The organism is Embleya sp. NPDC001921, assembly GCF_053594475.1.
In genome coordinates this window covers 46,754-59,039 of the sequence record NZ_JBSFEO010000056.1, presented here as the reverse complement: position 1 = coordinate 59,039, position 12,286 = coordinate 46,754, and the positions used below count along the sequence as shown (strand labels likewise).

At 71.8% G+C, this 12,286-nt stretch carries 9 protein-coding genes; all 9 read right to left on the bottom strand.

All coding sequences use genetic code 11. From position 1 onward, the window contains the following. Nucleotides 1-82: 82 nt before the first annotated feature. Nucleotides 83-2,398 (bottom strand): vWA domain-containing protein, encoded by a 2,316-nt coding sequence (locus ACWCPW_RS43525; protein WP_449767154.1) that lies wholly within the window; start codon nucleotides 2,396-2,398, stop codon nucleotides 83-85. A gap of 370 nt (nucleotides 2,399-2,768) precedes the next feature. Then, nucleotides 2,769-3,755 (bottom strand): pseudouridine synthase, encoded by a 987-nt coding sequence (locus ACWCPW_RS43520; RefSeq protein ID WP_395873795.1) that lies wholly within the window; start codon nucleotides 3,753-3,755, stop codon nucleotides 2,769-2,771. Further along, nucleotides 3,755-4,528, bottom strand: coding sequence for an SMC-Scp complex subunit ScpB (gene scpB / locus ACWCPW_RS43515; protein ID WP_449767153.1), 774 nt, complete (start codon nucleotides 4,526-4,528; stop codon nucleotides 3,755-3,757). Before scpB ends, ACWCPW_RS43520 begins: the two co-directional genes overlap by 1 nt. Further along, nucleotides 4,525-5,577, bottom strand: coding sequence for a segregation and condensation protein A (locus tag ACWCPW_RS43510; RefSeq protein ID WP_449767152.1), 1,053 nt, complete (start codon nucleotides 5,575-5,577; stop codon nucleotides 4,525-4,527). The genes scpB and ACWCPW_RS43510 overlap by 4 nt, the downstream gene beginning before the upstream one ends. 132 nt (nucleotides 5,578-5,709) lie before the next feature. Continuing rightward, nucleotides 5,710-6,276 (bottom strand): hypothetical protein, encoded by a 567-nt coding sequence (locus ACWCPW_RS43505; RefSeq protein ID WP_406295402.1) that lies wholly within the window; start codon nucleotides 6,274-6,276, stop codon nucleotides 5,710-5,712. Beyond that, entirely contained in the window at nucleotides 6,261-7,235 is a 975-nt protein-coding gene (locus ACWCPW_RS43500; protein WP_020555592.1) for a ParA family protein, read from the bottom strand. Before ACWCPW_RS43500 ends, ACWCPW_RS43505 begins: the two co-directional genes overlap by 16 nt. A 354-nt stretch (nucleotides 7,236-7,589) precedes the next feature. Then, nucleotides 7,590-8,489 carry a tyrosine recombinase gene (locus ACWCPW_RS43495; protein ID WP_449767151.1) on the bottom strand — a complete coding sequence of 300 codons (900 nt, stop codon included), beginning with the start codon at nucleotides 8,487-8,489 and terminating at the stop codon, nucleotides 7,590-7,592. Between the two features lie 285 nt (nucleotides 8,490-8,774). Continuing rightward, nucleotides 8,775-9,890, bottom strand: a complete 1,116-nt coding sequence (ald, locus tag ACWCPW_RS43490; protein WP_449767150.1) for an alanine dehydrogenase — start codon at nucleotides 9,888-9,890, stop codon at nucleotides 8,775-8,777. Between the two features lie 200 nt (nucleotides 9,891-10,090). Continuing rightward, nucleotides 10,091-12,211, bottom strand: coding sequence for a tetratricopeptide repeat protein (locus ACWCPW_RS43485; protein WP_449767149.1), 2,121 nt, complete (start codon nucleotides 12,209-12,211; stop codon nucleotides 10,091-10,093). Nucleotides 12,212-12,286 lie beyond the last annotated feature (75 nt).

Here is a 12,286-nt window from a genome sequence, read left to right as displayed (position 1 = left end):
ACGTGCGAGCTCGGGTGACTCGGATCCCGCGTCGGGGACCGGTGCCGCGGCCGGGAAGCGGTGCGCCTTCCCGGCCCGGGCACTAGCGCGGTGGTCCGTAGCCGAACGTGGTGTCGTCGGGGCCCGCGCCGGGCCCGGGATCCGAGGCGGGTCCCGAACCGTACGGGCCGTACGGGTTGTACGGCTGGTCGGATCCGTAGGCGCCCTCGCCGTAGGGGCGCGGGGGCGCGGCCGTGGGCGCGGCGGAGCCGTAGGGGTTGTAGGGGTCACCGGAGGCGGAGCCCCCGGTCGGCGGCCCGCCCTGGACGCGGTCGTCCGTGCAGCCCAGCGCCAGCCCGGGTTCGATCTCGGTGGACCGGCCCATGTCCAGGTGCAGATGCGCGCCCAACGGGGTCTCCACGTCCAGGGTGCCCGTCGCCGCGGTCCGCCGCACGATCCACGAGGTTCCGGGTTCGTGCTGATACAGCGGGATCAGTTGGGGCGGGAAGCCGGTGGTGTCCAGCCGGAACCACATCGCCTCGGCCCGCTCGTCCAGCGGCCGGGTCTCGACGCCGATCGGCTGCCCGTCGCGGTACAGGCGCAGCGCGATCGGTCCGATCCGGCGCGCGCGTCCACGCCGCTTGGCGAGGTAGCCGAGCAGGCCGAGCAGCAGTGCGATCAGCACGACGGCCCCGATCACCATCCACAGGTATCGATCCCAGAAGCCGGGCGGCGGTTCGACGGTGACGGTGCGGGTGGTCTCGAAGAGCACCTTGTCGCCGTCGGTGGTGTCCAGCACCCGGACCCGTCCGGTGTGGTCGCCCTTGGCGATGTTCTTGCCGAAGGCGAGCTTGAAGTCGAACTCGTCGGAGCCGGCCGTCACCTTCTGCTCGGCCCCGGTGATCCGCACTCCGGTGTCGGCCGGGAAGTCGGCGACCACGCGCAGCGTGTGCGACCTGGTGTCGTTCACCTTCCAGGACACCGTGCCCGCGACGCTGCCACCGGGTTCGATCGTGGTGTCGCCCCAGCGGATCTCGGCCAGGGCCGAGGCCGGCCCGCCGCCGAGGGTGACCGCCTTGACCTCGCGGGTGCCGGACACGCCCGGCGCGGTGATGGTTCCGGTGAAGCTGACCTGACCCGTGGTCCCGGCCGGAATCCGGTAGTCGCTGAAGAACTCGCCCTTGTCACCGGCCCGGAGCGGGATGTCGGCCTTGAGCCCGGGACCCTCGATGTGCCCGGACACCGTGACGCCCTTGAGCGCGGCCGGATCGGTCAGGTTCTTCTCCCGGGTCTGCAGGAAGACGCTGAACTTCACCGGTTCGCCCGCGGTCGGCTGGGGCGGGTTGAGCTGCACGTAGGACTTGACCACGCCCTGCCACAGCGCGGCCGCGCTGACCGGCCCGGAGAACCCGGCCGGCGCCTTGAGGTGGATCCGCCACTTGCCCGCGACGGGGTCGGTGACCCGCAGCGTCTCGGTCCGCGAGCCCTGCCCGCGGTGTTCGGTGCCGGGCGCGTTGTCGACCTGCTTGCCGTCCGGGTCGAAGAACGTGGTGTCGATGCGCTCGTTGGCCTTCTGCACCTGGATGACCACGTCGGTGGCGATCGCCGGGATCGTCACGTTCAGGTCGGCCTCGCCGTCGACCTCGGTCGAGTCGGTCTGGGTGACCCCGGCGCAGCGCGCGGTCCCGAACGCCTTGCGCAGGGTCTGCACGACCTCGCCGGAGTCCTTGACCGTGACCGCCTTGGGCTTGTCCTCGGGGCGATTCGAACAGATCGAGGGTGCGCCGCCGTCCGCGATCCGGTTCAGTTGGGCGGCGTCGATCCCGCTGCCGAAGCCCAGTGGCCAGATCTGGATGCCCGCGGTCTTCGCGTCGGCCAGCGCGGCGGTCAGCGCCTTGTCGAGTTCGCCCGGGATCCGCGCGGCGTCGGTGCCGTAGCTCTCGCCGGGCGCGACCGCCATCGCGCCGTCGGTCAGCACGAACAGGACCTTGGGTTGGCCGGCGGGGGCCGAGCGCAGCATGCTCACGCCCTGCCTGATCGCGGCCGGGATGTCGGTGTTGTTGCCCTCCTGATCGGTGCGCGCGTGCAGTTTGTCCGCGCACGTGGCCGCCGCCGGATCGGACACCGCGATCATCGGACAGACCACGTCCACCGGCGGCTTGACGCCGTTGCCGCTGCCGAAGCCGACCACTCCCACCCGCGATTCGGGCGAGAGTTCGCCGATCGCGGCGAGCGCGGCGGCGTCCTTCTCCCGGTCCAGGTCGGGGCCCTTGAGGCTGCCGGACTCGTCGACCAGGACCACGTACGAGATGGGCGCGACCTTGAGGCTGGGGTCACCCACCGCGGGGTCGGCCGCCCGGGCGGCCGCGCCGGGTATCAGGGCCAGGGCGAGCGCGCCGAGCAGAGCCGCTCCGGCCAACCGTCGTGGACGCCGTGTGGAGGGCGCCGGCCGCGGCGCTCCCCGGCGGACAGGCAGCACCAATGTGGCGTCCCCCCTGCTGTCGGCCCCGCGGGCGCGAGGCACACCTCGGGTGTTCGGCAACGTTCTAGCAGCAACGCGCGGGGTAACGGGCACCGATCGCGATCACTGGGACACGCTCGGTTCCGAACCGTTATTCGGCCAACACCCGTACACCCCCGTGCGGGCTTCCACGATGCACCATCGAGCAGGCCGGCGGAACCGAATCGGGCAGATACGAACAACGGCCGCGGTGGTTCCACTCGAAAGTGGAACCACCGCGGCCGTCAAGGCAGTTGGCCGCCGACACCGAGCTGCGGCGGGCCCTCGGCTACAGGTCGACCTGGCGGAAGAGCAGGCCGATCTCGTCGTTGGACAGCCGGCGGGTACGGCCCGGCTTCTGGTCGCCCAACTGGATCGGGCCGAACTGCGTGCGCACCAGGCGCTCGACCGGGAAGCCCAATTCGGCCAGCATGCGCCGGACGATGTGCTTGCGGCCCTCGTGCAGCACCACCTCGACCAGGAAGTTGTTCCCGACGCTGTCCACGATCCGGAAGCTGTCGGCGCGCGCGACGCCGTCCTCCAGTTCGACCCCGGCCTTGAGCTTCTTGCCCAGGTCGCGCGGGATCGGGCCCTGGATCGAGGCGAGGTAGGTCTTGCGCACCTCGTACCGGGGGTGGGTCAGGCGGTTGGACAGCTCACCGTGGTTGGTGAGCAGGATCAGTCCCTCGGTCTCGGTGTCCAGCCGGCCGACGTGGAACAGGCGCTGCTCGAACTCGGTGATGTAGTCGGCGATGGTGAACCGGCCGTCCGGGTCGAACATGGTGGACACCACGCCGGTCGGCTTGTTGAACGCGATGTAGGTCTCCGCCGGGCGGGTCGGGATGCGCATCCCGTCGACCTTGATCTCCACCGTGTCCGGGTCCACCCGCTTGCCCTGCTCGGTGACCCGCTCGTCGTTGACCTGGACCCGGCCGGCCTCGATCAGGTTCTCGCAGTGCCGGCGGCTGCCGATGCCCGCGTCCGCCATCACCTTCTGGAGGCGGACGCCCTCCTGCTTCTCGCGCTCGTTGCGCTCACTGGAGCGCATCGTGGTGGGACGGCGGTCCGGGCGGCCGGTGCTCGCCGAGGGGCGGCGGTCCTTGCCACCCGCCGCGCCGGACTTCGGCTGCCCACCCGCGCCGCCTCGACGATTGTCGTCGGCGACCCGGCGGGGCTGCGGAGTGTTGCTGCCGCGCCCGGTGCCCCCGCGCTTGTTCACCGAGCGTTCGTTGCCTCGGTCGTTGCCGCCGGAGCCTTGCCTGTTGGTGGGTGCCATCAAACTTCCGTTGTCGTCTCGCCGTCGTCGGGGTCGGTGTGCACCGCCCCGGTATCCCTCCCAGTATCCCCGCTCCGCGCAAGCGGGGACGCCGCGCGTACCGGGAAGCCGTCCAGGGCCCCCTCACCCTCCGCCTCCAGGGCCTCGATCTCGGGCAGGAAAGGGGCCAATTCCGGCAACTCGTCGAGCGAGCGCAGGCCCATCCGCTCCAGGAAGAACTCGGTGGTGCGGTACAGCGTGGCCTGGGTCTCGTATTCGACGCCGTACTCCTCCACCAGGCCGCGCGCGAGCAGCGTGCGCATCACGCCGTCGCAGTTGACGCCGCGCACCGAGGAGATCCGGCCGCGGCTGACCGGCTGGCGGTAGGCCACCACGGCGAGTGTCTCCAGGGCGGCCTGGGTCAGCCTGGACTGCTGCCCGTCCAGGACGAAGCGCTCGACGGCGGCGGCGTGCTCGGGGCGGCTGTAGAACCGCCAGCCGCCGGCCACCTCGCGCAGGTCGAAGCCGCGGCCCTGGGCGGTGTACTCCAGGGACAACGTGCGCAGCGTGGCGAGCACCTCGACGACGGGGCGATCGAGCACCTCGGCGAGCAGGTGTTCGGAGACCGGCTCCTGGACCACCATCAGGATGGCCTCCAGGGCCGCCGGAAGCGGGCTGTCCGACACCGGGAGGGCGGGCGGCGGGGTCTTGCCGCGCGCGGCCCGAGGGGCGGGTACGGCGGCCTCCGGGGCCTCGTCCTCGGGCTCGGTCCAATACCCCTGGTCGCCGCTCACGCGTCCTCCTCCTCGCCCTCGCGCACCACCGTGTCGAACTCGTCGAACCCGGCTCCGACCACCAACGCCTCGTCCGTGCCCGCCGTCCACCGCACGGTCAGCTCGCCCAGCGCCTCGACCTGGTCGAACCCGACCGCCAGTTCGCGGAAAAGTTCGAGCAGGACCAGGAACCGGGCGACCACGTGCAGCGTGTCCGGCGCGTCCTCGGCCAGTTCGGCGAACGTCGCGCTGCCGGTCCGGCGCAGCCGCTCGACCACTATCGCCGCCTGCTCGCGCACGCTCACCCGCTGGACGTGGATGTGTTCGATCGACACGATCCTGGGCGCCTTGGGCGTCATCGCCTTCGCCGCCAGCCGGGCGAACCGCTCGAGCGAGGTGGTGATCACCACCTCGGGCAGCAACCCCTGATAGCGCGGCTCCAGCGGCACATCGCGCGGATGACGGCGCGACTCCTCGGCCCAGCGGTGCTCCAGGATGCCCGCGATCTGCTTGTACGCCCGGTACTGGAGCAGCCGCGCGAACAGTATGTCCCTGGCCTCCAGCAGGGCCAGGTCCTCCTCGTCCTCGACCTCGGCGACCGGCAGCAGCCGCGCCGCCTTCAGGTCCAGCAGGGTCGCCGCGATCAGCAGGAACTCGGTGGCCTGGCCCAGGTCCCAGTCCGGGCCCTGAGCCCGGATGTGCGCGATGAACTCGTCGGTGACCCGGGACAGCGCGACCTCGGTGACGTCCAGCTTGTGCTTGGCGATCAGGCCCAGGAGCAGGTCGAACGGACCCTCGAAGTTGGCCAGGTTGACCCGGAATCCGGTGTCGTCGTCCGCCGCGGCCGGCGGTGCGGCGGGATCGGGGACGGCCGGCGGTTCGGGCCGCGACACGGCCCCCGCCCCGACGGGCGCGCCGGGCCCGGCCTGTGCGGCGCGCGGTGCCTCGGCGGCGGGCTCGGCCCGCTCGGCCTGTTCGGCCTGTTCGGCCTGTTCGGTCGGTACGGCGGGCCGGTCCGGGCCGCGCCCGAGCGTGCGTCGGGTGGGGGCGGGACCGTTGCTGTTGGACATGGTGCGCTCAATGGTGCGGGCCGCGACTGCGGGAAACGGCACGGACCCGCCGGGCGGTGGTCCGAATTGGGCCACTCAGGGGACCGGCGGGTCCGTCGAGACTTCGCGAAGCGGGGTTCGCTCGAATGTCGCTTAAGAGCCACGCAGTCGACGGACGAGAATGCTCGCCTCGCCGCGCGCCTCCAGGTCGGCCAGGACCACCGCGACGGCCTCACGCACTATCCGACCGCGGTCCACGGCCAGGCCGTAGTCGCCGCGCAGGCTCAGCCGCGCGTGCTCGAGGTCCATCAGTTCCTCGGCGGACACGTAGACCGTGATCTTCTCGTCGTGTCGCTCGCGCCCGCTCGGTCGGCGCTGCGCACGGGTGCGTCGGTGTGCCGGGCGCGCGTTGGGGTCGACACCCGCGGCGGCGGACATCGAGGACGCCCCCGACGGTGTGGGCGCCTCGCGGCGGCCGGGCACGGGGTGCTGCACGGCGTGCTGTTCGACCTCGCCGGAGCCGCCGTCCGCGCCGGACGACTCGTGTCGCTCGGCGCTGTCGGGACTGGCCCCGACCGGCGGAACCTGCGCGGGTACGGTGCCACGCGGCTCTCCCGACTCCCCGCCGGCGCTCTGCTGCTGCTGCTGTTGCCGCAGCATGGCACCGCCGGTGGTCCGGAACAGCTCGTCGGCACCCGGGAGACTCACTCGGCGCGACACCGGGCGAGCACCTCCCTGGCCAGTTGGCGATAGGCGGCCGCGCCCACCGAGTTGGAGGCGTAGGTGGTGATCGGTTCGCCCGCGACGGTGGTCTCGGGGAACCTGACGGTCCGTCCGATCACCGTGTGGAAGACCTGGTCGCCGAACGCCTCGGTGACCCGGGCCAATACCTCGCGGCCGTGCACGGTGCGCACGTCGTACATCGTCGCCAGGATGCCGTCGAGCACGAGGTCGGGGTTGAGCCGCTCGTGCACCTTCTCGATCGTCTCGGTCAGCAGCGCCACCCCGCGCAGTGCGAAGAACTCGCATTCCAGCGGCACGATGACGCTGTTCGCCGCGGTGAGGGCGTTGACCGTGAGCAGCCCGAGCGAGGGCTGGCAGTCGATGATGATGTAGTCGTAATCGTTGACCAGCGGCCGGATCGCGCGCGAGAGCGTGGTCTCACGGGCCACCTCGGTGACCAGTTGGACCTCCGCCGCCGACAAGTCGATGTTGCTGGGCAGCAGGTCCATGCCCGGGATGATCGTCTTCAGCAGGACGTCGTCCGCGCTGAGGTGACTTTCCATCAGCAGGTTGTAGACCGTGAGTTCGAGCTCCATGGGGTTGACGCCCAGGCCCACCGACAGTGCGCCCTGGGGATCGAAGTCCACGAGCAGGACCCGACGACCGTACTCGGCCAGCGCGGCACCCAGGTTGATGGTCGACGTGGTCTTGCCGACGCCGCCCTTCTGGTTGCACATCGCGATGATCTTCGCCGGACCGTGTTCGCTCACGGGCGCCGGGATCGGAAAGTACGGAAGGGCGCGGCCGGTGGGGCCGACCCGCTCGCGCCGCTGCGTGGCGGCGTCGGGGGCGAGTGTCGCGGCGTACTCCGGATCCGGTTCGTAGTCCGCGTCGGGGTCGAACGGTCCGCCACGCAGTTCCTCGGCGTAGCGCAACTCGTCGTCGTAGTAGTACATGTCGTAGGCGTACTCGTGCGCGTCCGGACCATCGAGCCCGTCTTGCCCGGCCTGGCCGGCCGGGGCGGTCTGGCCCGCCTGGGCGGCACTGTCCGTGCGCGTCCCCTGCTGGTCCTGCAGGCCGTCGGCGGGCCCGTAGGAAGAGGTAGTCGGCGCTGCACGGCCCGGCGCCGCCCCTGGCTGGGCACCCCCGGGAGCAAATGTCGACTCGTTCACAAGTCGTCTTACCTCCTTGCCGACCAGGTCATTTCTTGCTTCGTCAGCCTGAATCCTTGCCGACGGATCGCGACTCTATGGCGTTGCGGACGGTCGCAGCAAGGCGAACCGCCCGACGCATGCAACATGTGAGGCGATCTAGTCAAGCGCCCGAGGGTGGGATCCTGCGTACACATGACGACGTCCGTCGGGGGTTTCGCGCCCGTAGACCCGGGTCGTGGACACCGAGGAATGACCCAGGAGTTCCTGGACGACCCGGACATCGGCCCCACCGTCGAGCAAATGTGTGGCGAACGAACGCCGCAGCGTGTGCGGGGAGATGGGGTCGGTCAACGCCGCCCGCGCGGCGGCGGCCCGGAGCACGGCCCAGCCGCTCTGCCGTGACAATCCGCCGCCTCGCGCGTTGAGAAAGACGGCGGTGGCGCCGCGCCCGGCGGCGGCGAGTTCGGGACGCGCGCGCACCAGGTACGTGTCGAGCGCCTCCAGGGCCGGCGCGCCGAGCGGCACCACACGACGTCGACCGCCGGGACCGACCAGGGTGATGGTCCGCGCGGCCAGGTCCAGATCGTGCAGATCCGCCCCGACCGCCTCCGAGACGCGCGCACCGGTGCCGTACAGGAGTTCGAGCAGGGCGCGGTCGCGGTGACCGTACGGCGCGGCCCCCGTCGAGGCGGCGGCGAGCAGCGCCTCGACCCGCTCGACCGACAGCGCGCCGGCGCGCCGCGGCGGCGGCGCGCCCGGACGCACGTCCTGCGCCACGTCGACCGCGACCAACCCCTCGCGCAGCGCGAACCGGTGCAGCCCCCGCACCACGACCACGGCCCGGACCACCGACGCCTCGGCCGATCCCGCGGCCCGCAACGCCGCCACGAACGCGGTCACGTCCGCGACCCGCACCTCCGCGAGCGCGCCCACTCCGCGCCCGTCCAGATAGGAGAGGTAACGCCGCAAATCCCGCCGATAGGCGAGCAGCGTGTTCCGCGCCACCCCGCACTCACCCGTCACATGAGCCAGATAGGCCCCGGCCAGCACATCCACGCCCCCATTCTGACCCCCGAAACACCACATGCCGCGCACCCACGTCTTTGGGGGTGCACGGCACGCGATGCCCTACAAAAAACACCAACCACCCTCAAACACCGACCGAGCCGATCCAGCCCGCCCGGCGCCCGAAGACAAGCAAGACCACCGCCTTCGAACACCGACCGAGCAAACTCCAGCCCGTCCGGCGCTCGAGGACAAGTAGCCCAGGCCAACCTCAGCCCGGCCGGCGCCTGAGGCCAATCCCGGCCCGGCCGGCGCTTGAGGCCAAACAGCCGGGCGTCAGCCCAGCACGTCCTCCAACGACACAGCCGGCAGTCCAAGCGCCTCGCCGACCGCAGCGTTCGTAAGCCGACCCTCGTGCGTCGACAGACCGAGCGCCAGCGCCCGATCCGCCTTCGCCGCATCCCGCCACCCGCGGTTCGCGAGCTGCACGATGTACGGCAGCGTCGCGTTCGTCAGCGCGTAGGTCGACGTGTGCGGCACCGCACCCGGCATGTTCGCGACGCAGTAGAAGATCGAGTTGTGCACCTTGTACACCGGGTCGTCGTGCGTCGTGGCGTGCGAGTCCTCGAAGCAACCACCCTGGTCGATCGCGATGTCCACGAGCACCGAGCCCGGCTTCATCCGCGACACCAGATCGTTGGTGATCAGCTTCGGCGCCTTCGCGCCCGGGATCAGCACCGCACCGATGACCAGGTCCGCGTCCAGCACGGCCTTCTCGATCTCGTACGAGTTCGACGCGACGGTCTGCAGGTGACCCTGGTAGATCCGGTCCGCGTCGCGCAGCGCCTGGATGTTGCGGTCCAGCAAGAGCACCTCGGCCTGCATGCCGAGCGCGATCGCCGCCGCGTTCATGCCCGAGACACCGGCGCCGATCACGACGACCTTCGCGGCGTAGACACCGGAGACGCCACCCATCAGGGTGCCGCGACCGCCGCCCTGGGCCATCAGGTGGTACGAGCCGACCTGCGGCGCGAGCCGACCGGCCACCTCGGACATCGGTGCGAGCAGCGGCAGTCCGCCGTTGGGCAACTGCACCGTCTCGTACGCGATGGACGTGGTGCCGGCGTTGAGCAGGGCCTCGGTGCACTCCTTACCCGCGGCGAGGTGCAGGTAGGTGAACAGCGTCTGGTCCTTGCGCAGCCGACCGAACTCCGACGCGATCGGCTCCTTGACCTTCAGAATGAGGTCACCGGTCGCCCAGACGTCGTCCGCGGTCGCGAGGATGGTCGCCCCCGCGGCCACGTACTCCTCGTTCGGGATGGACGAGCCGACGCCCGCATCGTGCTCGATGTAGACCTCGTGACCGTTGCGCACGAGCTCGTGCACGCCGGCGGGCGTGATCGCCACGCGGTACTCGTGGTTCTTGACCTCGCGGGGGATACCGACCTTCACGGCTATCAAGTCCTGTCGACAGAGGGTTGGGCACCAGCGAGCCCGGGCATGCGAATGCACGCCTTACCTCGTGGTGTCCCTAGCTTAGTGCGGTTGGAACGCCCCGCCAACCTTACAAAGTGGCAGTGAGGGGTCGACCGCTTGTCTATTTCGTAGGTTGCGCCCGGGATGATGGATCAGAGCGGGTACCCGCGAGGCGGCTATTCGTCACCCAGATGGCGACGAACCTCGTCGGCCTCGGGCGCGCCCGCGTCCACGAGCAGGGCCAATGCCTGCCGGCGGCGCGATCGGGCGTCCCGGACGTCGCCGGCATCGAGCGCCAGCTCGGCGCTCTGCAACAGGGCGAGGGCCTCCAGGCGCTCGTCGCCCGCCGCCCGGAACGCCTCCATCGCGTCCCGGTAGACCGCGAGTGCCTCCGGCACCCGGCCCGCCTCGCCGAGCACCGCCGCGATGTCGGTGAGCACCCGGCCGATGTCGGCGGGGTCGCCGATCCGGCGCCGCACCCCGAGGGCCGCCCGGTGGTCGCGTACGGACTGTTCGAACCGGCCCATCCGCGCGTGCAGCCGGCCCAGGTGGGACAACACCCGGGCCTGGCCGGCCGCGTCGCCGATGGTGCGGCGCAGCAACAACGAGCGGTCGTACCAGTCGGCGGCGCGTTGCAGGTCGCCCAGGTCGGCGTAGGCGTTGCCGAGGTTGACCATCGCGCGGCCCTCACCGGCCGGGTCGCCCAGCCCGCGGGACACCTCCAAGGCCGCCCGGTAGCAGGACAGCGCCTCCTCCAGTTCCTGGCGCGCGACGTGCAGGTTGCCCAGGTTGAGCAGCGCGACCGCCTCCTGCCGACCGGAGCCGGCCCGGCGCGCGGTGGTCAGCGCGAGTTCGTGCAGTTCGCGCACGTCGCTCCAGTGCGCGCGCCGGTCGAGCAGGCGGGTGAGCACCGAGACCAGTCGGCGGGTGGCCGCGTCCAGGCCGGCCGCCGCGGCGACCCGGGCGGCGGCGAGCAGCTCCGGGCGCTCGTCGCGCAGCCAGGCACGCGCCTCGTCGGCGGACCCGAAGCGCACGTCGGCGCCCGGGTCGGGGCCGTCCACGCCGACGATGACGCGCTCGGCCGAGCGGGCCAGCCGCACGTACCGGTCGAGCAGGCGCACCCGCGCGTTGCGCCGCTCGCCGGGCCGCTCCTCCGCGTCCAGGCGCTCCTGTACATAACCGCGCACCAGGTCGTGGAAGCGGAACCGCCCCGGCACCGAGCCCTGCTCCAGCAGATGCAGCTCGCGCAGCTCGATCAGCGAGCGGGTCGCCGCGTCGGGGCCGCAGTCGGCGAGCGCGGCGGCGGCGTCCGCGCCGAACTCGCGCCCGGGCACCAGCGCGAGCAGCCGCAACAGCCGCGCGGCGGAGGGCACCAGTTCGCGGTGGATCAGCGAGAAGCACGCGCGCACCGCGAGGTCGTCGCCGGCCTGCTCGTGCAGTCGCAACCGCTCGGCCCGCAACCGGCGCCCGACGTCGGCCATCGCGTACCGCGGCCGGGCCCGCAACCAGGCACCCGCCATCCGCAGCGCGGCCGGGTGGAAGTCGCACAGCGCGGCCAACTCGTCCGCGGCGCGCGGATCGCACGCGACCCGGGTGTGCCCGGCCAGGTTGCCGAGCAGTTCGGCCGAGGCGCGGGTGTCCAGCATGTCCAGCGCGCACGTGCGCACCGCGGCGGCCCGGCCGAGCCCGGTGAGCGGGGACACCGAGGTGAGCACCACGAGCGCGGTGGGACTCTCCGGGAGCAGCGGGCGCAGTTGCGCCGTCCCGGTCACGTCCTCGAGCAGGATCAGGAAGCGCTTGCCGTCCAGGTGCTCGCGAAAGAGCCGGATCCGCTCCTCGTGCGCGGACGGGATGCTCACCGTGCCGAGCGCGTACAGCAGTGATTCGAGCACGTCGCCGGGCGGGATCAGCTCGCCGCGCGGCCCGGTGAGGCGGGCGTAGAGCCGACCGTCCGGGAAGTGCGGCGCGAGCCGGTGGGCCAGTCGTACCGCGAACTCGGTCCGGCCCACGCCGACCGGTCCGGTGATCGCGACCACCCGGTCCCGGGGCAGCCAGACCGTGCGGGTGGTGCCCGGGTGCTCGGGGTCGACCGGCGCCAACTGGGCCGGGATCGCCGCGCCGGGACCGGTGACCCAGCCGTAGAGGGTGTCGAGTTCGTCGGTGCGGCCGACGAAGTCGGGCCCGCCGGGCGGCAGTTGATCCACGATCGCGGGCAACGTCCGGACCGGCTCGCGCATTCCGGGAACCAGCGCCTCGGCCGTCGCGCACCCGACCCCGGACTCCCCGGTCACAGCCACCGCAGACGCCCCCTGTCTCACCCACACCCAGCCCGCAGATTACGACCACGCACCGGTCCACAGGGCCCGACTCGC

Coding starts and splice junctions, on each gene's coding strand:
- ACWCPW_RS43520 (WP_395873795.1), bottom strand. CDS start 3,755: ATGGCACCCACCAACAGGCAAGGCTCCGGCGGCAACGACCGAGGCAAC.
- ACWCPW_RS43510 (WP_449767152.1), bottom strand. CDS start 5,577: ATGTCCAACAGCAACGGTCCCGCCCCCACCCGACGCACGCTCGGGCGC.
- ACWCPW_RS43500 (WP_020555592.1), bottom strand. CDS start 7,235: ATGTACTACTACGACGACGAGTTGCGCTACGCCGAGGAACTGCGTGGC.